Source organism: Streptococcus sp. HMSC034B05, from assembly GCF_001809055.1.
In the GTDB taxonomy this organism is placed as follows: domain Bacteria; phylum Bacillota; class Bacilli; order Lactobacillales; family Streptococcaceae; genus Streptococcus; species Streptococcus constellatus.
Window position 1 is genome coordinate 22,108 of the sequence record NZ_KV795609.1, and the last position, 24,632, is coordinate 46,739.

The following is a 24,632-nucleotide window of genomic DNA, read 5'->3' on the forward strand; positions in this document are numbered from 1 at the left end:
AGATGAGAAAAGAGATTTCATGAAAGATTTATTGAAATATTTTAAAGGTTATGTGAGGGAATCCCTGTTAGGACCGCTTTTTAAATTGTTAGAAGCCAGTTTTGAATTATTGGTGCCAATTTTAATTGCGACAATTGTTGACCAAATAATCCCTGAAAAAGATAGTACACATCTTTATATCATGGTCTTTTTATTGGTTGTCCTAGCATCGTTTGGTGTTGGGGTGGCGATTATTGCCCAATATTATTCCTCAAGAGCAGCGGTAGGATTTACGCGTCGATTGACCAAAGATTTATATCAAAAAATTATGCGTTTGCCAAAAGCTCAGCGAGATAACCTGACAGCATCTAGTTTGGTTACTCGTTTGACAAGTGATACTTATCAAATTCAAACTGGTATTAATCAATTTCTTCGTCTGTTTTTACGTGCGCCGATTATTGTTTTTGGCTCGATCATCATGGCATTTTTGATTAGTCCAAGTATTACGCTGTGGTTTTTGCTGATGGTTGTAGTCTTAACCGCTATTATCTACATCATGTCACGTTTGGTTAATCCGCTTTACGCTAAAATTCGCCCAATTACAGATAAAATTGTCAATATGACACGTCAACAATTACAAGGTGTGCATGTTATCCGTGCTTTTGGACAAACAACTAAAGAAATTCAGGAATTTCAAAATATCAATGAAAATTATAAGACTTGGCAGATAAAAACAGGAATATTGTCTAGCTTGATTAGTCCGTTGACTTTTTTAGTGGTAAATAGTACGCTGATCATGGTTATTTGGCATGGTCATCTGGCTATTGGACAGGATTTGCTGACGCAAGGGAAATTAGTTGCTTTGGTCAATTACCTTTTGCAAATTTTGATAGAACTGTTGAAATTGGCGATGCTCATTACTTCTTTGAACCAAAGTTACATCAGCGCTGGACGAATCCAAGAGGTTTTCGAACAGGAGGGAGAAGATGTTCTGGCAGAGTTACCGATTGTTTACTCTGTGAGTGATCAATCTATTTCTGCTCAAAATGTCACATTTACATATCCACAAGCTGCTAGTCCATCCTTGGAAAATATTTCGTTTGACTTGCTAGCTGGTCAGACTTTGGGGGTGATTGGAGGAACAGGCTCAGGGAAATCAACTCTGGTGCAGCTGTTGGCACATTTGTATGAGGCAGATGCAGGTCAGTTGGCTATTTTTAGAAATAATCGAAGTCCTCGAAATCTGAAAGAATGGCGTTCTTGGATAAGTTTAGTACCACAAAAGGCAGAATTATTTCGAGGAACCATTCGCTCAAATTTATCTTTGGGATTGGACGGCGATGTTAGTGATAAACAGCTTTGGTGGGCTCTTGACATTGCGCAAGCTAGTGATTTTGTACGAGAAAAAGAAGACCAGCTAGATGCGGTGGTAGAAGCTTTTGGACGCAATTTTTCTGGCGGACAGCGTCAGCGTCTCACGATTGCGCGAGCTATTTTACAAAAGGCTCCATTTCTTGTATTGGATGATTCTACTTCGGCACTTGATTATTTAACAGAAGCTAAACTATTGCAGGCTATTAAAGGCGAATTAAAAAACACCAGTTTGATTTTAATTTCTCAACGAACCAATAGCTTGCGTTCAGCTGATCAGATACTTGTCTTGAATAAAGGACAACAGGTCGCTCTTGGCACACATGAAGATTTGCTTCAAACGAGCGATATTTATCGAGAAATTCATCTCTCACAACATAGCAGGGAGGAAAAGCATGAAAACTAGATATTCTAAAAGTAGTTTGCAACGCCTTGCAAGTGACTTATTACAGCAACGTTGGCTTTTCCTATTAGCCACAGTTGGAACGATTATTCAGGTTGCCTTGACCATTTATTTGCCGATTTTAATTGGAAATGCAGTTGATAGTGTTTTACTTCCCGATGCAAGTCAGCATTTGTTTCCAATTCTTTCTAAAATGAGCATGGTGATTGTTGCTAATACAGCAATTCAGTGGTTTAATCCTTTAATCTATAATCAGTTGATTTATAGCTATAGTCAGAAACTTCGGGACGCTGTCATTCAAAAGATTCATCGCCTTCCCTTAGCTTATCTTGATCGTCAAGGGAGTGGTGATTTAGTGAGCCGCTTGACGACGGACGTGGAGCAGCTAAATAATGGTCTGCTCATGGTCTTCAATCAGTTTTTTGTGGGTGTGTTGACCATTTTTGTAACGATTGTGACAATGGCAAGGATTGACTTTTTCATGATGGCATTGGTCTTGCTATTAACTCCCTTATCTATGCTGATTGCGAATTTTATCGCTCGTAAAAGCTACAAGTTGTTTCAAAAACAGACAACAGCTCGGGGGCTTCAGACACAATTTATCGAAGAAAGTCTCTCTCAGGAAAGTTTGATTCAAAGTTTTAATGCTCAAGAGCAGTTCATTGCGAACTTTACAAAGGGGAATGAAAGCTATGCGGATTATTCTCAGGAAGCGATTTTCTATTCCTCGACTGTCAATCCAGCAACGCGTTTTGTAAATGCTCTTATCTATGCGATGATTGTAGGATTTGGTGCAGCTCGTATCTTCAATGGCTCTAGCTTTACGGTCGGACAATTAGTGACATTTTTAAATTATGTCAACCAATACACCAAGCCTTTCAACGATATTTCGTCTGTCATGGCCGAATTACAAAGCGCCCTTGCCTGTGCAGAGCGCTTGTACATGATTTTAGATGAAAAAGAAGTTGTGGAAACTGGAAAAGAAGAACTTACGAGTGAGACTGTCTTTGGAGCTATTCATTTTGAACATATATGTTTTGGTTATGAAAAAAACAAGTCCTTGATTCATGATTTAAATATGACGATTCCTGCGGGAAGTAAAGTTGCTATTGTTGGTCCAACTGGCGCAGGAAAGTCTACCTTGATCAATCTTCTGATGCGATTTTATAATGTGGATGCGGGCAAGATAAAGCTAGACGATCGAGATATTACAAATTATACTCAAGTGTCCTTCCGCCGGCAGTTTGGCATGGTGTTACAAGAAACGTGGCTGAAAAAGACCACGATCCATGATAATATTGCTTTTGGGCGACCAGAAGCGGGTCGAGAAGAAGTGATAGCAGCTGCTAAAGCAGCGAATGCACATTTTTTTATTCAGCAATTACCGAATGGTTATGACACTTATCTAGCGGACGCAGGTGACTCTTTATCACAAGGACAACGGCAGTTATTGACGATTGCGCGTGTTTTTCTAGCTGTACCTAAAATCTTAATTTTAGACGAAGCAACTTCATCCATTGATACACGAACCGAAGTGCTTATTCAAGAAGCTTTTAATAAGCTAATGGTAGGAAGAACCAGTTTTATCATTGCTCATCGTCTGTCTACTATTCAAAATGCAGATATCATCTTGGTTTTGGTTGATGGTGATATTGTCGAACATGGTAGTCATCAGGAGTTGATGCAAGCGAAAGGTATGTATTATCAAATGCAGACAGCGCAGGGAAGTTTGGTTATTTAAAATTAACAAATGGAAAAACTTAGGGAATGATATACTATTTGAGACAAATTCAAAGGATCATTATCACATTTTCTCACATCTTGTTTTTAGTGTAAACTGTCATATAGTTTTCAAAACTTATAATTGTTCTTTCCTTACTTGCTCTAGTCCAGTGTCAGTCAGGTAGTAAATTTTCTGACAGACTTCTTTTAGAAAAGTACGGTCATGAGAAACAGTAATAAAAGCTCCGGTATAGCTTGTAAAAAGTTTTCGAATTTGTGGCTGCGAAGTAGGAGAAAAGTTACGTGTTGGTTCATCTAATAACAAGACATTTGCCTGATCTAATACCATTTTTAGCAACAACAATTTGGCCTTTTGTCCACCAGACAGTTGAAAAATGGGATGATGTACTTCGTTGCGTGTGAATTGCAGACTGGCTAGGTGTGTGAGGATTTTTTCTCGCTCAATAGCCTCTCCTGTGGATGTTAGAAAATCTATTGGAGAATCGACTTCGTTTAAAATATCATGATAGTTTTGAGGCATATATCCTAGTGTAATGCCTCTCTTTTCTTTCAGTAGATGTCGCAGTTCTTTGAGAAAAGTAGATTTACCGATACCATTTTTACCAATAATCCCAATCTTCTCCTGTCCCAAAAGTTCAAAGTTAATATTTCGTACTAAGATATGCTTTTCTATCTTTAAACACATTTGTTGGATAGTAAGTACTCTTTTTGTCGATGGAAGAGGGGAAACGGCAGGAAATTCCAGAATGATAGCATCTGCTTGTGTTGGCAACTCTGTCATTTTAGTGGCTTCTCGATTAAAACGTTTTTCTTGCGAGAGAATATTTTTCATTTTTTTGGCTAGTAATCTACCAGCTGTACTGTCATGAGTATGACGCAAGACATGCTCCACACTTTGTTTGACTCGCTGGTGTTTTGCCATTGCTTTTTGATATTCTTCTCGTTCTTTTTTTGCATCTTTTGTTTGCTTTTTAAATGTCTCCTGTCTCTCTTGGCTATAATTCTCATAATCCAGATTCCTCACAGTCGTTCGAGCTTCCTGTTTTTTCTTAATCAATTCCAAATGAATGATTTTTGTCGCTACATGGCTCAAAAGACTTTCATCATGTGAAACGAAGATAACTGTTCGAGGTGTATTTTGGAGAAAATTTTCTAGCCATATCAGAGTATCTAGATCTAAATCATTAGAAGGTTCATCTAAAAAGAGAAGGTCCCAATCAGTAGAGAGGATTTTTAAAAGTTGAATTTTTAATAGTTCGCCACCAGATAAAGAGGCTAAGGTTTGCTGACTAGTAAAACGTTGACTGTCAAACTTTAATTCTTGTGCAAAGCGGTAAAGTTTGTTGTAATCTAGGTCTACTTCCACATCTCCAAAAAAATAGTCGTTAAGGGAGAGTTTTCTTTCATTTTTAGGTAAACTTTGCGGCAAATAAGCATAACGATTATAGCTTTTTTGAATCTCTCCCGTATAACTAACATAGTCCGAAACAAGTGCGTCATTCATGAGTAGTTTGAGAAGAGTAGATTTTCCATTTCCTTCTTCCCCGATAATGGCAATTTTATCACTTGTATTAACAGTGAGTGACAAATCACTAACCATGTTTTTGAAGTCTTTTAAATGTGTAATGGTTAAATATCGAATTTGTAGCATATATGTCTCCTTATGATGTTCATTGTCATTTTAGAGCTAAGAAAAACAGCCCTATTTACCTAGTAGAGCTGTTTTTGCTTTTGAGTTGCTAACAAATATTGCAAAGCAAGTAGTTTGCGATGGATATATTTAGCCTTGAGAAGTAAAAATGTCTTCTTTGAAAATGAGCAAGAGCACAACAAAAAATCTACTAGATAAAGTTTCCTTTAAGCAATAGATTTCTTGTACATAAGCTCCTTACCTCCGAATTTCATTGATTTTAATATAACAAAAAAGTGATTTAATGTCAAAAAAGACCTGAGTTAAGTTTTCAATTAGGAATAAATTAAATACGAATATAAAAAATCCCGAAACAATTTTCGGGATGGAGTGTTATTACACATTCAAGACTTTATCTAAGAAGTCCTTTAGACGTGGGTGCTGTGGATTATCAAAGATTTGGTCGGGTTTACCGTCTTCTAAAAACTCTCCGTCAGCCGTAAAGATGACACGATTGGCTACTTGGCGAGCGAACCCCATTTCATGAGTTACGATAATCATAGTCATGCCTTGCTTGGCCAATTCTTTCATAACATTGAGAACATCTCCAACCATTTCAGGATCAAGAGCAGAAGTAGGTTCGTCAAAGAGCATAATATCAGGATTCATAGCAAGTCCCCGTGCAATTGCAACACGTTGTTTTTGTCCACCTGAGAGGCTATCTGGCATGGCATCAGCTTTATCAGAGAGACCGACTTTTTCTAATAGCTCCATACCGAGTTTTTTAGCTTCGGCTTGTGTCATTCGTTTGTGCTCGACAGGTGCAAAGGTGATGTTTTCTAAAACGGTCATGTGAGGGAAGAGATTGAAGTGTTGGAAAACCATACCGATATTTTCACGAACTAGATCAACATCTGTGTTTTTATTGGTCAAATCAAATCCGTCCACAGTGATGGTTCCACTTGTTACTTCCTCAAGGAGATTTAAACTGCGAAGAAAGGTTGATTTTCCTGAACCTGAAGGTCCGATGATACAAACGACATCCCCTTCATAGAATTTGGTTGTGATTCCTTTTAGAACTTCATTTTCCCCATAGTATTTATGTAAATCGTTGACATCAATTTTTAACTTAGCCATTATTTAATCCTCTTTTCTAAGCGTTTTGCAAGTCTAGTCAAAAGAGTAATGATAATCAGATAAAAAACTGCTAGGATAGCATACATTTTGAAACTTTGGTAGTTACGAGCAATGATGATTTTACCTGTTTGGAAAAGTTCGACAAGACCAATGGCGGAAACAATTGTTGTATCTTTCAAAGCAATCACAAATTGATTGACGAAATTTGGTAACATGATTTTTGTTGCTTGTGGCAGAATAATCTTTCTCATTGTCTTGGAATAAGAAATACCAAGACTGCGACTGGCTTCCATTTGTCCAGCTGGAACAGCTTGAATCCCACCACGAACGATTTCTGCAATGTAAGCTCCAGCATTGAGTGAAAGAGCAATCGTGCCAGCTACAAAATCGTTAATTGGATTTTGATGACCTGTCATTGATTCAATAAGGTTTGGGATGCCCCAGAAGATAAAGGCTGCTAGAATCATAAGTGGGATCCCACGAATAACATCTACGAAGACTTCTGAGATAATGCGGAGTGCTTTAACAGGACTTACACTAAACATCCCAAAGATGATTCCGATGACCATAGCGATTGCAAATGACAGAAGTGCGAGTGCCAAAGTAATTCCAAGACCACTTAACAATTGCTTGTAGTTATTTCGGAGGAGCCCCCAAATGGTTGTTTCATCAACTGTATTGTCTGAAGAGCTAGTATTTGAGTTTGATTTCTTTAAATACTTATCAAGAATTTTTTGATACTGACCATTTTTTTTGATATTTGCTAAACCATTATTAAACATTTGGATCAATTCAGGATTACTACCCTTTTTTACGGCAAAAGCAGTATCTCCAATAGGAGTTCCTTTGATTGGTGTTTTCAGTTTTTGGCCTTGGCTAATGGAGTATTTAACAACAGGTTCGTCATCCATAACGGCATCCACAGAACCAGAGTTTAGACTGTCATACATAGAAGAAGCATCAGAGAATGTTTTGATTTTGTAATCATATTTACTTTGATTTTTTGTTAAGAAAGTTTGTGAAGCAGTTCCGTTTTTAACACCGATTGTTTTACCTTTCAAGTCTTTATAAGAAGCAATTGTACTTGATTCTTTGACGGCAAGGATAGCGTTTGCAGTATAATATGGTTCTGAGAAATCAAAGGTCTCTTTACGAGCATCTGTTACAGACATCCCTGCAATCATTCCATCGGCTTGTCCAGATTGTACAGCATTTAAAGCAGCGTCAAAACCAGGATTTGTGATTTCGATCGTGAAACCTTGGTCTTTGGCGATAGCTTTTATCAAATCCATGTCAATCCCAGTATATTTGTTATTACTATCTTGAAAAACGAATGGTGCAAAGGAAGAGTCGCTAGCAATGGTATATTTTGCTTTGACAGGAGTTGCTTTTTTGCCAGCAGGAGTAGTAGTATCTGGAGTGGAACTAGTTGCCTTTGTAGATCCTGTCCATTTTGAGATGATTTTATCAAGAGAACCATCTTTTTTCATTTGAGCAAGCGCTTCATTGAATTCCGTTACTAGATATTCATACTTGCTTCCTTTTTTGACACCAAACGCAAAGCTACCAACAGCTTCCCCTTTCATAGAAATTTTTAAGTTTTGGCCTTGCTTGATAGCATATTCAATAACAGGCTGATCATCCATCATAGCATCAATTGAACCAGAATTCAAACTATTATAAGTCAAATCAGTCGTATCAAAAGTTTTAAGATTAAATTTATATTTGTCTTTGATTTTTTCCAAAAAACGTTGAGAAGCAGTTCCGTTTTTAACCCCAACAGTTTTTCCTTTTAATTGTGAATAACTACTAATCGTATTTGTTTTAGTCGTTGCGATGACAACTTTTGTATCATAATAAGTATCAGACATGGTGAAGACTTTTTCACGGTCTTTGGTTTTTGTCATTCCAGCCATGATAGCATCTGCCTGACCAGATTGAACAGCATTGACCGCTGCATCAAATCCAGGGAAAGTCATATTGATGTTCCAACTTTTTAGTTCAGCGACTTTATTGATAATATCTACGTCAATACCTTTGTAAGTTTGATCGGAATCTTTAAACTCAAAAGGTGCATAGGCTGTATCCGATACTACTTTGATTGCATCTGCATGGATATTAGTTGTAGCAAGTAGTGGTAGTAAAGCTAACAAAAAAGCTATGATTTTTTTCTTCATGAGTCTCTCCTTTAAATAATATTTTTAAATTATATCAAAAATATCTTCAAAAGGCAAATATTTTTTGTTTTTTATGTTAGATTTTATGACATATAAATTTTCAATTTGTATATCTAAGGGATAAAATATAAGGTAATAAGCTCAGAAATTTGAAATGATGATACTTATGTTAAAATAGTAGAAAGAGGTATTATATGATAAACAGAATTACAGACAATAAATTTAAATTGATCTCCAAGTATGAGCCTTCAGGTGATCAACCACAAGCCATTGAGCAATTAGTGGATAATATTGAAGGCGGTGAAAAAGCTCAAATTCTCATGGGAGCGACAGGAACAGGGAAGACTTATACTATGAGTCAGGTTATTCAAAAGGTCAATAAACCGACCTTAGTCATCGCTCATAATAAAACTCTGGCTGGTCAGCTCTATGGCGAGTTTAAGGAGTTTTTTCCTGACAATGCGGTCGAATACTTCGTGTCTTACTATGACTATTACCAACCGGAGGCTTATGTGCCTTCCAGTGATACTTATATTGAAAAGGATAGCTCGGTCAATGATGAGATTGATAAACTTCGTCACTCAGCAACCTCTGCTCTCTTAGAGCGCAACGATGTGATTGTTGTGGCGTCAGTCAGCTGCATTTATGGTCTGGGATCTCCTAAGGAATACTCCGATAGCGTGGTCAGTTTGCGTCCTGGTCTAGAAATTTCCCGAGATAAGCTACTCAATGATCTGGTAGATATCCAGTTTGAGCGTAATGATATTGATTTTCAGCGGGGGAAATTCCGGGTGCGTGGTGATGTAGTAGAAATTTTTCCGGCTTCTCGTGATGAGCATGCCTTTCGAGTAGAATTTTTTGGTGATGAAATTGACCGTATTCGAGAAGTGGAAGCGTTGACAGGACAAGTTTTGGGTGAAGTGGATCATTTAGCAATTTTCCCAGCTACTCACTTTATGACAAATGACGAAAATATGGAGATTGCCATTGCCAAGATTCAGGCCGAGCTGGAGCAACAGCTGGCTATCTTTGAAAAGGAAGGAAAGCTCTTGGAAGCCCAACGATTGAAACAGCGTACGGAGTATGATATTGAGATGCTCCGTGAGATGGGCTATACCAACGGTGTTGAGAACTATTCTCGTCACATGGATGGGCGCAGCGAAGGTGAGCCACCTTATACCTTGCTTGATTTCTTCCCAGATGATTTTCTCATCATGATTGATGAAAGTCATATGACGATGGGGCAGATTAAAGGGATGTACAATGGTGACCGCTCGCGGAAGGAAATGCTGGTCAATTATGGTTTCCGCCTGCCGTCTGCCTTGGACAATCGTCCGCTGCGTCGGGAGGAGTTTGAAAGTCATGTTCATCAGATTGTCTATGTATCTGCGACACCGGGTGACTATGAGCGAGAACAAACGGATACAGTAATTGAGCAGATTATTCGACCAACTGGACTTCTGGATCCAGCAGTCGAAGTGCGTCCGACTATGGGACAAATAGATAATCTTTTAGGTGAAATCAATGCGCGTGTTGAAAAGAATGAGCGAACGTTTATCACAACGTTGACTAAAAAGATGGCAGAAGATTTGACAGATTACTTTAAAGAAATGGGAGTTAAAGTCAAGTACATGCACTCGGATATCAAGACATTGGAGCGGACTGAGATTATCCGTGACTTGCGCCTGGGTGTCTTTGATGTCCTGGTCGGGATCAATCTGCTGCGCGAGGGAATTGATGTACCAGAGGTCAGTCTGGTTGCTATCCTTGATGCAGACAAAGAAGGTTTCTTACGAAATGAGCGTGGTTTGATCCAAACCATTGGTCGGGCTGCCCGCAACAGTGAGGGTCATGTCATCATGTATGCTGACACGGTGACTGACTCTATGCAGAAGGCTATGGACGAGACCGCTCGCCGCCGTCAAATTCAGATGGCTTATAATGAAGAACATGGTATTGTACCGCAAACAATCCAGAAAGAAATTCGTGACCTGATCAGTGTAACCAAATCTGTCCTGCCAGACAAAGAAGAAGTCGTTGAAATCGAAAGCCTCAACAAGCAAGAGCGCAGGGATATGATCAAGAAACTGGAAGGCCAGATGCAAGAAGCTGCAGGACTTCTCGACTTCGAACTGGCTGCACAGATTCGCGATATGATTTTAGAGATAAAGGCGATGGACTGAGGGATTTCAAGGAGGAAAGCAAATGGACATCACTATCAAAGCAATGGAAACAGCTGAGGAGATAGAAGGGAAGTCCAGAGTTCATTGGCAGACATGGCGTGAAGCTTATGATGAGATTTTACCTGCGGAATTTCAAGAGCAGATGACTTTAGATAAGTGCCGATTTTATAGTCAAAAGCATCCTGAAAATACCTTGATTGCCTTGAATGATGCTAAAGTGGTTGGCTTTGTTAGCAACGGTGATTTTCGAGATTCAGCTACGATAGCGGGTGAAATTTTCGCCTTGTATGTCTTAAAAGATTATTATGGCAAGGGTGTAGGACGGCAGTCATACAGGCTGCTTTTGCTGCCTTGGATGGTTATCAAGAGATTATATTATGGGTTTTAGAAGATAACAAACGTGCCATCGCTTTTTATGAAAAAATGGGTTTTGTTTTTGACGGTCAGGAAAAGGTCATTAACCTAGGAAAAGCCGTGAAAGAAAAACGGATGATTTACATTAGAAACTCTAACAGTTAGTTTAATAATAATAGATATATTTGTAAGGAGCACTATATGCGTTATGCGCTTTTACTCCGTGGCATCAATGTCGGCGGAAAAATAAGGTCGTTATGGCTGATTTGAAGAAAGATTTGGCTGGGTTGGGTTTTGAAAATCCAGTTTCTTACATCAACAGCGGCAATCTTTTCTTTGATAGCGAGGAGCAGGAGGAGAGGATTCGGGAGATCTTGTCGGCTTATTTTAGTCAATCTTATGATTTTCCCCTGTCTTTCGTCCTTGTCAGCTCTGCCATGCTTCAAAAAGAAACAGCCAATCTTCCTGCTTGGTGGCAGGATGAAACAGCCTTTCGGCGAGATGTTCTCTTTTATCTGCCGGAGACAGACAGGGAGAGTGTTCAAGAGCTGGCAGGCAGCTGGGCGAATGACAAGGAGCAACTGCATTTTGGGCAGACGGCTTTCTTTTATAGCAATGCTGACCAAGCGGACTATCTCAAGTCCAACTACCATAAGAAACTGCTTAAGTCTAGTTTTTACAAGCAGCTGACTATCCGAAACGGCAAGACTTTCCAGAAGATAGTGGAGTTGGTAGGTACAATTCAAAAATGAATAATTGATAGATTTTGGTCTCCTTTTTGCTAACAAATTTATTATTTGAAAAAAGTTCAAGTTGAAGTAACGAATTAAGTTGAACGTTTTTATCACTTATGGTATTTTCGTTGTTGAGCAAGAATATATTGATAGGAGACCTATGTATTTTAGTGTGAACTTTGAAACATCTATATACTAAAATTATGCTATAATAAATGCTATGTATACCAAACCAACTTCTGCCTATGTACACATTCCGTTTTGTACTCAAATTTGTTATTATTGTGACTTTTCTAAGGTTTTTATCAAAAATCAGCCAGTTGATGCCTACTTAGAGCACTTGCTTCAAGAATATACTTCTTATGATATAAAGCATTTACAAACGCTTTATATCGGTGGTGGGACACCGACAGCTCTTTCAGCGAAGCAGCTGGAGTTTTTATTGGCAGAGCTGACGAAAAAGCTGGATTTGTCATTGTTAGAAGAACTGACTATTGAAGCCAATCCAGGGGATTTGGATCCGGATAAGATTGCTGTTTTAAAGGTTTCACCTGTGAATAGGGTATCTTTAGGTGTTCAGACTTTTGACGATGGCATGCTCAAGCAAATTGGTCGCAGTCATTTAGAAAAAGATATCTATGAAAACATCGCTAATCTGAAGCTGGCTGGATTTGACAATATCTCGATTGATTTGATCTATGCGCTGCCCAAGCAAACTATGGATAATGTACGAGAAAATGTAGCCAAGGCTGTTGCGCTAGATATTCCTCACATGAGTCTTTACAGCTTAATTTTAGAAAATCACACGGTTTTTATGAATCGGATGCGACGTGGAAAACTCCCTCTGCCTAAAGAAGATTTAGAAGCAGAGATGTTTGAATACATCATTGAGGAGTTAGAAAAAGTTGGTTTTGAGCACTATGAGATTTCCAATTTTTCTAAACCAGGTTTTGAGAGTCGACATAATCTTATGTACTGGGATAATGCGGAATATTTTGGTGTTGGAGCCGGAGCATCTGGTTATGTCAATGGAGTTCGCTACAAGAATCATGGTCCCATCCGTCATTACTTAGAGGCGGTCGAAAAAGGTAATGCCCGTGTGAGTGAGGAACGCCTTAGCAAGCAAGAGATGATGGAAGAAGAAATGTTTTTGGGATTGCGCAAGAAGTCAGGTATTTCTAAACAACGCTTTGAGGAAAAATTTGGTGTTTCTTTTGATCGGCAGTACGGTCAAGTTGTAACAGAACTGACAGAGAAAGGGCTCTTAGTACCTGACAGGGACATTGTCCGTATGACCAAAAAAGGTCTTTTTTTGGGCGATACAGTCGCAGAGAAATTTATATTGGAGTAAATTATGGGTTTAACTTATCAAATGAAAATGAAAATTCCTTTTGATATGGCAGATATGAACGGTCATATCAAACTACCTGATGTCATTTTGCTATCCTTACAGGTATCAGGGCTGCAGTCCATTGATTTGGGGATTAGTGATAAAGCTATGCTGGAAAAATATAATCTAGTCTGGATTATCACGGATTATGATATTGATGTAGTACGGCTGCCTAAATTTGGGGAAGAAATGACGATTGAAACAGAAGCTTTGTCATATAATCGTTTATTCTGTTATCGTCGGTTTACTATTTATGATGAAGCGGGAAATGCTATTATTAATATGTTGGCTACTTTTGTCCTTATGGATAGAGATAGTAGAAAAGTGCATGCAGTAGAGCCAAAGATTGTTGCACCTTATGAAGCAGAGTTTTCTAAAAAATTGATTCGTGGACCAAAGTATCCAGATTTGAAAGAATCAATTAGCAAAGATTACCATGTCCGCTTTTACGATTTAGATATGAACGGCCATGTTAATAACAGTAAGTATTTGGACTGGATTTTTGAGGTTATGGGTGCAGATTTTCTCATGAAACATATTCCTAGAAAAATTCATCTTAAGTATGTCAAGGAGGTACGACCTGGCGGACAAATTACCTCTAGCTATGATTTGGAGGGCTTGGAGAGTAATCATCAGATTTCTAGCGATGGTGATATCAATGCCCAGGCAAGTATAATATGGAGAAGTTGTGATGACAGAAGATAGTAAATGGTTAGAATGGGCAACTCGTTTGCAAACTTTAGCACAAAATGGATTAGCCTATAGTAAGGATGAATTTGATATTGAGCGATTTCAGGAGATTCGTCAGATTGCAGCTGAAATGCTAGTCACTCCTTCTGGTATGCCACTTGAAAAAGTAAAAGATCTGTTTTGTAATGAAACGGGTTATCAAACACCGAAATTGGATACACGTGCAGCAATTTTTAAAGACAATATGATTTTGCTTGTTCAAGAAAAAAACGGACTATGGGCTTTGCCGGGCGGATGGTGTGATGTGGATCAGTCTGTAAAGGACAATACAATAAAAGAAGTAAGAGAAGAGGCAGGTTTAGAAGTTCAGGCAGACAAACTGATTGCCGTTTTAGATAAACATAAAAATAATCCAGGAAACTCTACCTCAGTACATCACATTACCAAAATATTTGTTTTGTGTACGAGCTTAGGTGGGGAGTTTAGAGCAAATGCTGAGACGATAGCTTGTGGTTATTTTGCTTTAGATGCATTGCCAGCATTATCTGAATCTAAAACGACTACTCAACAAATTGCAATGTGTTTTGAGGCGCAGGCATCCAATAACTGGGAAACCCGATTTGATTAATAAAGTATAGATTTAAAAGTTGAAATAGAAAACTATTTTCAATTTATATAGATTAGAGGAGTATTTAAGCTTTTAAATTAGAGGAGAAAATGAGTGACTTATAAAGGCTATTTAATTGATTTAGACGGAACAATTTATAGAGGAAAAGAACGTATTCCTGCGGGTGAAGCTTTTGTACATGAGTTGCAACGGCGCAACATTCCATATTTATTTGTGACGAATAATACAACACGTACACCCGAGACTGTTCAGGCTATGTTGGCGGAACAATTCAATGTTAAAACACCTATTGAAACGATTTATACAGCAACTTTGGCAACGATTGATTATTTAAATGATAAAAATCTAGGAAAGAAAGTCTATGTTATTGGCGAGGCTGGACTTAAAAATGCTATTTCAGAAGCTGGTTATATCGAAGACACCGACAATCCGGATTATGTAGTTGTTGGGTTGGATTGGGAAGTAGATTATGAAAAATTATCGATTGCTACTTTAGCTATCCAAAAGGGAGCCCATTTTGTAGGAACCAACCCTGACCTTAATATTCCGACAGAGCGTGGTCTCATGCCTGGGGCCGGCTCAATTATCACTTTAATTGAAGCAGCAACTCGCGCAAAACCTGTTTATATAGGTAAGCCAAATGCTATTATTATGGAAAAAGCTGTTGAACGTCTTGGATTGCCATATAAAGAAGTGATAATGGTTGGGGATAACTATCTTACGGATATTCGAGCTGGGATTGATAACGGTATTCCTACACTTTTGGTGACAACTGGCTTTACTCGTCCAGAAGAGGTAGCAGACTTACCAATCCAACCAGATTATGTACTTTCTAGCTTAGCGGAGTGGGATTTTGATGCGCACTAAACTGATCTTTTGGTTGAGCATGCTCTGTCTTTTAGCAGCTACGATTTTATTGACGATTTATCTCACTTGGTTGTTTTATCCTTTGGAAATTTCTTGGTTACACTTAGAAAATAAAGTTTATCTCAAATCCTCGGCGATTCAGTACAATTTTAATATTTTGATGAATTACCTAACCAATCCATTCCAGCAAAAACTCTCAATGCCCGATTTTCACTCATCAGCAGCAGGATTGCATCATTTCCAAACTGTGAAATATCTTTTTCATCTGGTTCAGATTGTTTTCCTAGCAACCTTACCGGTAGTTTATTTGTTTGTAAAACATATAATTAAAAAAGGTTATTTATCTGTTTTTTCAAAGGCCGTTTTGAGTATTGTTTGCCTGCCAATTATTGTTGGAGCTATCGCATTTGGAATCGGATTTGATGCGTTTTTTACTCTCTTTCATAAGATTTTATTTGTTGGAGACAATACTTGGCTCTTTGATCCTAGGAAAGATCCAGTGATTTGGATTTTACCGGAAGAATTTTTCCGCCATACTTTTCTATTATTTTTTGCCCTTTATGAAGGATTCGCATTGTTACTCTATAGCTGGAGTAAAAAAAGTTATTTGAAAAAGAAAGGAAACTGATGCAAACAAATCAGCAAGTAAGAAAAGATATTGGTTTATTCTCTGCTTTATGTCTACTATATGTGGCCGTAATGGCAATGATTAGTCTGATTTATCAAACGATTGTAACCTTATTTCAAGCTATTCGTTATTCTGGCAATCTTGAAAAAATTCAAAAAGTAACGGAAAATTTTATGGAACGAGACGGCAGTTATTATTTGATTGCTGTCTGTGCAGGAGTTTTTATCTTTTGGCTGTATCGGGATGGAAAATTATTTAAGTCTGATTTACGAATGCAGAAAAGAGCCATGACTTCAAAAACGTTTGGGATAGTCTTATCTTTCTTGCTTTTAGGTCAATTAGGGTTCGTCTTGTTTAATCAGATTTTTGAAACAATCTTTAATTTATTTGGTTTTACTATGCTTAAAGCTGTCGAATCAGCTTCGACAGGTTCAGATAGTGTTTCTATGTTTTTGTATGCAAGCTTTTTTGGACCTGTTTCAGAAGAATTGATTTTCCGTGGGGCAGGTTTAAGAACGTTTGAAAAATATGGAAAAATCTTTGCAATTCTGATGTCTTCACTCTTATTTGGTTTATTTCATGGTAATCTCCCGCAGTTCGTTTTTGCAACTTTTGTTGGAATGATCTTCTCTTATGTGACCTTGGAGTATTCTATTTTCTGGGCAATGATTTTTCATATTTTTAACAATTTAATTATCGGAGAAGGATTAACTTATCTCTATTCTTTTTTGCCAGACGATGTAGGAGGTGCCTTGCATTTGTTTATCCTGCTAATTGGTGCAAGCATCGCAGTCATTTTCCTATTTAAAAATAAAACAGATATAAAAAGGTATGTACGGAGAAATCGTGCATATCCAGGAACATATCGGCAAGCTTTCCGCTCGGTCTGGTTTTGGCTCTTCGTATTTTTTATGTGTCTAACATCGTTGACATTGATAAGGCATTTATAAAAGAGAGTTTTGAAAGGACTTTCAACTTTCTTTCATTTATGATAAAATAAAGGTAATAAAAGAGGAGTGTGTCAATCATGGAACAAACATTTTTATTATAAAGCCAGATGGTATAAAACGTGGTTTGGTTGGAGAAGTACTGAAGCGCGTGGAACGACGTGGTTATAAAATTGAACGATTAGAAATGAGAACGAATGTTCCAAACCATATAATTGATCAGCATTATGAAGCTCTTATTAACAAAAGAGTTTTACCCCGCAATTCGTGAGTATATGACAAGTGGGCCTTTGATTATTGGTGTGCTATCGGGTAATCAAGTGATTTCAGGTTGGCGTCACATGATGGGTGCTACTCGTCCAGAAGAAGCTCTACCAGGGACGATTCGTGGGGATTTTGCGCAAGCAGCTGAGGATGGTGCAACGATTCAAAATGTTGTCCATGGTTCAGATTCTGAAGTATCAGCTAAACGAGAAATTGCCCTTTGGTTCGATGAAGAATGAAGCAATAAATATAAATGTGAATTGAGAGAAGAACTACATTAATCGCTGTTATTCTCTCTTTTTTATTATAAGATTCACGTCTGGTATGTTATAATAAAAAAGAATTAACGATACTTTAGGATATTGAAATTGATTGTTGTATCAAGGAGGAGATATGTCAGATAAAAAAATTCATTTAGTAATTGTGACAGGAATGAGTGGGGCAGGAAAGACTGTAGCCATCCAGTCTTTTGAAGATTTGGGCTATTTTACGATTGATAATATGCCTCCTACGCTGGTTCCTAAATTTTTGCAGTTGGTTGAAACAACGCAAGACAATGACAAAATTGCCATGGTTGTGGATATGCGCAGTCGTTCTTTCTTTTCAGAAATTCAACAAGTTTTAGATGAAATTGAAAATAACGATGGACTTGATTTTAAAATTTTATTTCTAGATGCAGCAGACACAGAATTGGTCGCTCGTTACAAGGAAACACGACGTAGCCATCCTTTAGCGGCAGATGGGCGTATTTTAGACGGGATAAAATTAGAGCGGGAATTACTTGCACCATTAAAAAACATGAGCCAAAATGTGGTAGATACGACTGACTTAACACCACGTGCATTGCGTAAAACAATTTCTGAGCATTTCTCGGACTCAACAAAACTCCAATCATTTCGCGTTGAAGTGGTAAGTTTCGGCTTTAAATACGGTATCCCGTTAGACGCGGATCTTGTTTTTGATGTGCGTTTTTTACCAAATCCTTATTACCAACCAGAACTCCGCAATCAAACAGGGCTTGATAAAGCAGTTTATGATTATGTCATGAATCCTACGGAGTCAGAAGAATTTTATCAACATTTAGTGGCACTTATCAAGCCTATTTTGCCGGGTTACAAAAAAGAAGGAAAGTCTGTTTTGACAATTGCTGTCGGTTGTACAGGTGGTCAACACAGAAGTGTCGCTTTTGCCCAACGTTTAGCCGATGATTTGGCTAATGATTGGACTGTTCATTCGTCTCATCGAGATAAAGACCGTAGAAAGGAAACGGTAAACCGTTCATGAGAAAACCTAAAATTGCTGTTATCGGTGGTGGTACAGGAATTTCTGTGATTTTAGACAGTTTGCGTAAGAAAGATGTAGATATTGCTGCCATTGTAACAGTCGCTGATGACGGAGGAAGTTCAGGTGAATTACGGAAAAACATTCAGCAATTAACACCACCAGGTGATTTACGAAATGTTTTGGTGGCTTTGTCGGATATGCCTCGTTTTTATGAAAAAGTCTTTCAATATCGCTTTGCAGAAGAAGACGGTGCTTTAGCTGGACATCCTCTTGGAAACTTGATTATTGCCGGAATTTCAGAAATGCAGGGTTCGACTTATAATGCTATGCAGCTGTTGACCAAGTTTTTCCACACAACTGGCAAGATTTATCCGTCTTGTGATACACCTTTGACGCTTCATGCAGTATTTACGGATGGAAGTGAGGTGGCTGGAGAAAGTCATTTGGCAGAGCACCAAGGTATGATTGAACGAGTTTATGTCACCAACACCTATAATGACCAAAAACCAACTGCTAGTCGCAAAGTGGTGCAGACAATTTTAGAAAGTGATATGGTCGTTTTAGGACCGGGATCATTGTTTACCTCTATCTTACCCAATATGGTGATAGAAGAAATTGGGCAAGCGCTCTTGGAAACCCAAGCAGAGATTGCTTATGTTTGTAATATTATGACGCAGCGTGGTGAAACCGAGCATTTCACAGATAGTGACCACGTAGCTGTTTTACATCGTCATCTTGGGAAAGCATTTATTGACACGGTTTTAGTGAACATTGAGCAAGTTCCTCAAGAATATATGAATTCTAATAAATTTGATGAATATTTAGTGCAAGTTGAACATGATTTTCAAGGCCTGAAAAAACAAGTTCCTCGTGTCATTTCGTCTAATTTTCTTCGCTTGGAAAATGGCGGAGCTTTTCATGACGGTAAGTCTGTGGTAGATGAACTGATGAAGATCATACAGGTGCGTAAATGAGTTTTACTATTAAAGTGAAAGAAGAATTGCTCGGTCTAGGCAGGAAAGACAAAACAGAATTATCTGCAATTATTAAAATGTCAGGGAGCTTAGGAATTGCTAGTCAGGGTTTGACATTATCCGTTACAACAGAGAATGCAAAAATTGCTCGCCATATTTATGAATTATTGGCAGCTTTTTATCACGTTAAGTCTGATATTCGCCATCATCAAAAAACAAATCTTCGGAAAAATCGTGTTTACACTGTTTTTTTAAATGAAAGTGTGGAACAAATTTTAGCTGATTTACACTTGGCAGACTCTTTTTTTGGAATTGAAGCAGGTATTGATCAAGCTATTTTATCAGATGACGAAGCTAGCCGAGCTTATTTGCGTGGGGCTTTTCTGTCAAGTGGTAGTATGCGCGATCCAGAGTCAGGAAAATATCAGTTGGAAATCTTGTCGGTTTATTCTGATCATGCCGAAGGGTTAGCAACCTTAATGCGAAAATTTTTGTTGGATGCAAAAATAATTGAGCGTAAAAAAGGAGCGGTGACCTATCTGCAACGAGCTGAAGATATTATGGACTTTTTGATTGTGACTGGTGCTATGAAAGCAATGACTGAATTTGAGTCGGTCAAACTTTTGCGAGAAGCTAGAAATGACCTGAATCGGACAAACAATGCAGAAACGGCTAATATCGCTCGAACAGTGACGGCTAGTATGAAGACCATTCACAATATTGGCAAGATTATTGATACAGTTGGTTTAGAAAGTTTGCCTGTTGATTTACAGGAAGTTGCTTATCTGCGCGTTAATCATCCTGATTATTCTATTCAGCAATTGGCAGATAGTCTTAGTAAGCCTTTGACAAAAAGTGGTGTCAATCATCGTTTGAGAAAAATCAATAAAATCGCAAATGAATTGTAGGAAATACAAAGAAGTACGGTTTTTGTGTTATATGCAGAATCAATTTAGGGATTTCCGTGAAAACTTTACAGTTTTCTCTTGAATATTTTCAAAAAATGTGATATAGTTATAAAAATTAAATAATCCTTTAAATCTGTCCCGTGAGGCAGACAAGGAGTCAAAGTATAAGATGGTGTCGCACGGTGAGGCTGTTGGTAGTTTCTCTGTGCTTGCCTAGATTTTCTGAAGTCTCCTTGTGAAGGAGACTTTTTCTATTTTTAAGGAGGCTTTCTATGAAAACGAAAGAAGTTGTAGATGGTTTAACAATGAAACGTGCTATTACACGTATTACTTATGAAATCATCGAACGTAACAAAGAGCTAGACAAGATTGTCTTGATTGGTATTAAAACCAGGGGTGTTTACATTGCACAACGGATTCAGGAGCGGTTGGCACAGCTTGAAAAGATCAATGTACCTATCGGTGAGTTGGATACTAAACCATTCCGTGATGACTTTAAAGTGGAAGAAGATACGACACACGTTCCGGTTGATATTACAGATCATGAAGTTATCTTGGTGGATGATGTGCTCTATACAGGACGCACCATTCGTGCCGCTATTGATAATTTAGTTAGTTTGGGACGTCCGTCACGTGTTAGCTTGGCTGTTTTAGTAGACCGCGGACACCGTGAATTGCCGATTCGAGCAGATTATGTGGGCAAAAACATTCCAACTAGTCGAACAGAAGAAATTATTGTGGAAATGATAGAACAGGATGGTCAAGACCGTGTCTTGATTGCGGAGGGGTTATAAGAAAATGAGTCAAAATGTAAAATACGATGTTCATGATATGCCAAAGCCAGGTCTACTTGTAGGATTGTCATTTCAGCATTTGTTTGCGATGTTTGGAGCGACGGTTTTGGTTCCAATTCTGGTTGGAATTGACCCAGCAGTTGCCTTGTTTTCAAGTGGTCTTGGAACATTAGCACATTTAACAGTTACTAAATACAAAGTACCAGCTTATATGGGTTCTAGCTTTGCTTATATTGCAGCCATGCAAATGTTGATGAAAACAGACGGTATCGCTGCTGTCGCTCAAGGAGCTATTACTGGTGGTCTGGTTTATTTCATTGTCGCTCTCACTGTAAAATTTGCTGGAAACGCTTGGATTGATAAAATTTTGCCGCCAGTTGTTGTAGGACCAATCATTATGGTTATTGGATTAAGTCTGGCCAGCACAGCGGTAAACGATGTCATGTTAAAAGATGGTAAATACAATTTAACTTATTTCATTATTGGGATTGTTACTCTCTTTGCAATCATTCTTTTCAATATTTATGGTAAAAAGATTGTAGGAATTATTCCAGTGCTGTTGGGCTTGATTGTAGGATATGTCTTTGCGCTCGTTCTTGGAGCGGTAACAGGAGAAGACATCATTTCCTTTACAAAAGTGTCTCAAGCTTCATGGTTTCATGTCCCACCTATGCATCTTCCCTTCTTAGACTATAGTGTGAAATTCTACCCAAGTGCAATTTTAACAATGGCGCCAATTGCATTTGTGACTATGACAGAGCATTTTGGTCATGTCATGGTACTGAATAGTTTGACTGAAAAAGATTTCTTTAAAGACCCGGGATTGGATAAAACTCTTGCAGGAGATGGTCTTGCACAAGTTATAGCGGGGATTTTTGGGGCACCACCAGTGACTAGTTATGGTGAAAATATTGGTGTGATGGCTTTAAATAAAATCTATAGCGTTTATGTTATTGCAGGTGCAGCAGTACTTGCGATTGTGATGAGTTTTGTCGGAAAAGTATCGGCACTCTTACAATCTATTCCAACTCCAGTTCTAGGCGGTATTTCTATTGCGCTCTTTGGAGTCATCGCTTCTAGTGGTTTGAAAATTTTAATTGAAAAACAAACAGACTTTGATAATAAGAAAAACCTGTTAATTACCAGTGTAATTTTAGTTGCAGGGATTGGCGGCTTAACGCTTCAACTTTCAGGTCTGCAAATTTCGGGAGTTGCTTTATCAACAGTTCTTGGAATTGTGCTCTATCTTATTCTGCCGGAACCTAAAAATTAGTTTAGACACCTAACTTCATTAAAAGAAATATCTCGTATCTAATAAAAGGAGAAATCACATCATGTCATCTAATCAAATCGCTCTTAAAAATGTTGTATCAATGGAAACTCTTACGAATGAGGAAGTATTGAGTTTGATTAAACGCGGAATTGAATTTAAAAATGGAGCGAAAGCTCATTTTGATGAACGACATACTATTTCTAATCTTTTCTTTGAACCATCTACACGAACTCACAAAGCTTTTGAAATGGCTGAATTGAAGCTGGGATGTAATTTGCTTGATTTTGATTCAAAAACGAGCTCCATCAATAAAGGTGAAACCTTGTATGATACGATATTAACCATGTCGGCCCTGGGAGTAGATGTTTGCGTCATTCGGCATCCAGAAGTGGATTACTACAAGGAATTGATTGAAAGTCCAACTATTACAACTGCAATTGTCAATGGTGGAGATGGTTCTGGTCAACATCCAAGTCAAAGTTTGCTGGATTTGATGACGATTTACCAAGAATTTGGGCATTTTGATGGTTTGAAGGTAGCAATTGCTGGTGACTTAGACCACTCGCGCGTGGCTAAGTCCAATATGCAAATTCTAAAACGTCTTGGAGCAGAGCTTTTCTTTGCTGGTCCAGATGAGTGGAGAAGCGATGAATTTGCTGATTACGGGAAATTCGCAACGATTGATGAAGTGATTGATCAAGTGGATGTGATGATGCTGCTTCGAGTACAACATGAGCGGCACGATGACAACTCAATTTTCTCTAAAGAAAATTACCACAGACTGCATGGGTTGACTCAAGAGCGCTATGATCGGATGAAAGATACTGCTATTCTTATGCATCCGGCTCCGGTAAATCGTGATGTAGAAATTGCAGATCACTTAGTGGAAGCTCCAAAATCTCGTATTGTAGAGCAAATGACAAATGGTGTATTTGTTCGGATGGCAATTATCGAATCTGTCCTAAATGGACGAAAAAAATAATAAGCATTAATACGTTGCTGCAATAACAAACGGAGGGCAAAGATGGAAAAGCGCTTGTTAATTCTGGAAGACGGGACGGTATTTGAAGGTGAGGCGTTCGGGGCTGATATTGATGTGACTGGAGAAATTGTGTTTAATACAGGTATGACCGGCTATCAAGAATCTATTACAGATCAATCTTATAATGGACAAATCTTAACCTTTACTTATCCGTTAATTGGAAATTATGGAATTAACCGCGACGACTATGAATCGATCACTCCCACATGTAAGGGAGTGGTTGTTTATGAGTGGGCACGCCGAGCAAGTAATTGGCGCAATCAAATGACCCTGAATGAGTTTTTAAAGATCAAGAAAATTCCAGGAATTGCTGGTATTGATACGCGGGCATTAACGAAAATCATTCGGCAACATGGAACGATGAAGGCAACATTGGCTAATGTTGGCGACCAAATGGTGCATCTTCAAGATCAGTTGAAAGCAACTGTTTTGCCGACTGATAATATCAAACAAGTTTCAACGAAAACATCGTATCCAGCACCGGGTTCAGGTCCTAGCATTGTGTTAGTTGATTTTGGATTGAAACATTCAATTCTTCGTGAATTAGCAGCACGCAATTGTAATGTGACAGTTGTTCCTTATGATACAAGTGCAGCAGATATTCTGCACCTCCATCCTGACGGTGTCATGTTATCCAATGGGCCAGGTAATCCAGATGACCTACCACAAGTGCTAGAAATGATTCGAGGGATTCAAGGGAAAATTCCTCTTTTTGGTATCTGTATGGGACATCAACTTTTTAGTAAGGCAAATGGTGCTCAAACCTATAAAATGAAATTCGGTCATCGTGGTTTTAATCATGCTGTCAGAGAGATTGCGACAGGGCGGATTGATTTTACCAGTCAAAATCATGGTTATGCTGTTTCGCGTGATGGTTTACCAGAGGAGCTTATCATTACACATGAAGAAATCAATGATAAATCAATTGAAGGCGTACGTCACAGATACTATCCTGCTTTTTCAGTGCAATTTCATCCTGATGCTGCACCAGGGCCACATGATGCCAGCTATCTCTTTGATGAATTTATGGACATGATTGCTGCCTTTCAATTGAAACAAAGTGGTAAGTGATGCTCGATGTTATACTGAAAGTTGACAAATAGAGAAAGGAGAAGGGCAAGTTCTCGTATTTGCTTAACCGAATACGGGATGCGGACTTTGCAAAAAAGATAAGTACATCCTAGACGCGAGCGTCGTCGGCTAGTTTCCTATTTTTGCTATATCCGCTTAAC

Annotated in this window: 19 protein-coding genes and 3 pseudogenes; 19 read left to right on the forward strand and 3 right to left on the reverse strand. The window is 38.3% G+C overall.

Annotated features, from left to right (window positions below; genetic code table 11):
- The first annotated feature begins 19 nt into the window (after positions 1–19).
- Both HMPREF2542_RS04900 and HMPREF2542_RS04905 read left to right on the forward strand, forming a co-directional pair.
- A complete protein-coding gene (locus HMPREF2542_RS04900; protein WP_070484446.1) occupies positions 20–1,756 on the forward strand; it encodes an ABC transporter ATP-binding protein in 1,737 nt (578 codons plus the stop codon).
- Entirely contained in the window at positions 1,746–3,494 is a 1,749-nt protein-coding gene (locus HMPREF2542_RS04905; RefSeq protein WP_058669588.1) for an ABC transporter ATP-binding protein, read from the forward strand. Before HMPREF2542_RS04900 ends, HMPREF2542_RS04905 begins: the two co-directional genes overlap by 11 nt.
- 117 nt (positions 3,495–3,611) lie before the next feature.
- On the opposite strand, the gene HMPREF2542_RS04910 is transcribed toward HMPREF2542_RS04905, so the two are convergent.
- The 3 genes from HMPREF2542_RS04910 to HMPREF2542_RS04920 form a co-directional block, all read right to left on the reverse strand.
- Entirely contained in the window at positions 3,612–5,147 is a 1,536-nt protein-coding gene (locus HMPREF2542_RS04910) for an ATP-binding cassette domain-containing protein (protein ID WP_058669587.1), read from the reverse strand.
- 375 nt (positions 5,148–5,522) lie between these two features.
- Complete coding sequence (locus tag HMPREF2542_RS04915; protein WP_003032251.1) at positions 5,523–6,263, reverse strand: amino acid ABC transporter ATP-binding protein; 741 nt, start codon at positions 6,261–6,263, stop codon at positions 5,523–5,525.
- Positions 6,263–8,440, reverse strand: coding sequence for an ABC transporter substrate-binding protein/permease (locus tag HMPREF2542_RS04920; RefSeq protein WP_058669586.1), 2,178 nt, complete (start codon positions 8,438–8,440; stop codon positions 6,263–6,265). The genes HMPREF2542_RS04915 and HMPREF2542_RS04920 overlap by 1 nt, the downstream gene beginning before the upstream one ends.
- A gap of 194 nt (positions 8,441–8,634) precedes the next feature.
- Here HMPREF2542_RS04920 and uvrB point away from each other — a divergent pair, with 194 nt between their 5' ends.
- The 17 genes and pseudogenes from uvrB (at position 8,635) to HMPREF2542_RS05005 (ending at position 24,471) form a co-directional block, all read left to right on the forward strand.
- On the forward strand, positions 8,635–10,623 hold the full coding sequence (gene uvrB / locus HMPREF2542_RS04925; RefSeq protein ID WP_070484449.1) for an excinuclease ABC subunit UvrB: 1,989 nt from the start codon (positions 8,635–8,637) through the stop codon (positions 10,621–10,623).
- 22 nt (positions 10,624–10,645) lie between these two features.
- A pseudogene (locus tag HMPREF2542_RS04930) lies at positions 10,646–11,142 on the forward strand (GNAT family N-acetyltransferase).
- Between the two features lie 36 nt (positions 11,143–11,178).
- Positions 11,179–11,729: pseudogene (locus HMPREF2542_RS04935) on the forward strand (DUF1697 domain-containing protein).
- Between the two features lie 202 nt (positions 11,730–11,931).
- The gene (gene hemW / locus HMPREF2542_RS04940) at positions 11,932–13,062 is read left to right on the forward strand and encodes a radical SAM family heme chaperone HemW (protein WP_058669585.1); all 1,131 of its coding nucleotides are present in this window, start codon (positions 11,932–11,934) and stop codon (positions 13,060–13,062) included.
- A 3-nt stretch (positions 13,063–13,065) separates the two neighbouring features.
- Positions 13,066–13,806: an acyl-[acyl-carrier-protein] thioesterase gene (locus tag HMPREF2542_RS04945; RefSeq protein ID WP_049480998.1), complete on the forward strand. Its 741-nt coding sequence runs from the start codon at positions 13,066–13,068 to the stop codon at positions 13,804–13,806.
- Positions 13,793–14,419 carry an NUDIX hydrolase N-terminal domain-containing protein gene (locus HMPREF2542_RS04950; RefSeq protein ID WP_049476364.1) on the forward strand — a complete coding sequence of 209 codons (627 nt, stop codon included), beginning with the start codon at positions 13,793–13,795 and terminating at the stop codon, positions 14,417–14,419. Before HMPREF2542_RS04945 ends, HMPREF2542_RS04950 begins: the two co-directional genes overlap by 14 nt.
- A gap of 93 nt (positions 14,420–14,512) precedes the next feature.
- Positions 14,513–15,286 carry a TIGR01457 family HAD-type hydrolase gene (locus HMPREF2542_RS04955; RefSeq protein ID WP_070484451.1) on the forward strand — a complete coding sequence of 258 codons (774 nt, stop codon included), beginning with the start codon at positions 14,513–14,515 and terminating at the stop codon, positions 15,284–15,286.
- The gene (locus HMPREF2542_RS04960) at positions 15,276–15,914 is read left to right on the forward strand and encodes a TIGR01906 family membrane protein (protein ID WP_058669583.1); all 639 of its coding nucleotides are present in this window, start codon (positions 15,276–15,278) and stop codon (positions 15,912–15,914) included. The genes HMPREF2542_RS04955 and HMPREF2542_RS04960 overlap by 11 nt, the downstream gene beginning before the upstream one ends.
- Positions 15,914–16,864: a CPBP family intramembrane glutamic endopeptidase gene (locus HMPREF2542_RS04965; RefSeq protein WP_058669582.1), complete on the forward strand. Its 951-nt coding sequence runs from the start codon at positions 15,914–15,916 to the stop codon at positions 16,862–16,864. Before HMPREF2542_RS04960 ends, HMPREF2542_RS04965 begins: the two co-directional genes overlap by 1 nt.
- A gap of 77 nt (positions 16,865–16,941) precedes the next feature.
- Positions 16,942–17,364, forward strand: a pseudogene (gene ndk / locus HMPREF2542_RS04970) (nucleoside-diphosphate kinase).
- 154 nt (positions 17,365–17,518) lie between these two features.
- Positions 17,519–18,409: an RNase adapter RapZ gene (rapZ, locus tag HMPREF2542_RS04975; protein WP_058669581.1), complete on the forward strand. Its 891-nt coding sequence runs from the start codon at positions 17,519–17,521 to the stop codon at positions 18,407–18,409.
- Positions 18,406–19,383, forward strand: coding sequence for a YvcK family protein (locus tag HMPREF2542_RS04980; RefSeq protein WP_003035601.1), 978 nt, complete (start codon positions 18,406–18,408; stop codon positions 19,381–19,383). Before rapZ ends, HMPREF2542_RS04980 begins: the two co-directional genes overlap by 4 nt.
- Complete coding sequence (whiA, locus tag HMPREF2542_RS04985) at positions 19,380–20,291, forward strand: DNA-binding protein WhiA (protein WP_037596929.1); 912 nt, start codon at positions 19,380–19,382, stop codon at positions 20,289–20,291. Before HMPREF2542_RS04980 ends, whiA begins: the two co-directional genes overlap by 4 nt.
- A gap of 272 nt (positions 20,292–20,563) precedes the next feature.
- The gene (gene pyrR, locus HMPREF2542_RS04990) at positions 20,564–21,085 is read left to right on the forward strand and encodes a bifunctional pyr operon transcriptional regulator/uracil phosphoribosyltransferase PyrR (RefSeq protein WP_003068905.1); all 522 of its coding nucleotides are present in this window, start codon (positions 20,564–20,566) and stop codon (positions 21,083–21,085) included.
- 4 nt (positions 21,086–21,089) lie between these two features.
- A complete protein-coding gene (locus HMPREF2542_RS04995; protein WP_070484454.1) occupies positions 21,090–22,358 on the forward strand; it encodes a uracil-xanthine permease family protein in 1,269 nt (422 codons plus the stop codon).
- 61 nt (positions 22,359–22,419) lie between these two features.
- Positions 22,420–23,340, forward strand: a complete 921-nt coding sequence (locus HMPREF2542_RS05000; RefSeq protein WP_058669579.1) for an aspartate carbamoyltransferase catalytic subunit — start codon at positions 22,420–22,422, stop codon at positions 23,338–23,340.
- A gap of 42 nt (positions 23,341–23,382) precedes the next feature.
- Positions 23,383–24,471, forward strand: coding sequence for a carbamoyl phosphate synthase small subunit (locus HMPREF2542_RS05005; protein WP_058669578.1), 1,089 nt, complete (start codon positions 23,383–23,385; stop codon positions 24,469–24,471).
- The last annotated feature ends 161 nt before the right edge of the window (positions 24,472–24,632 follow it).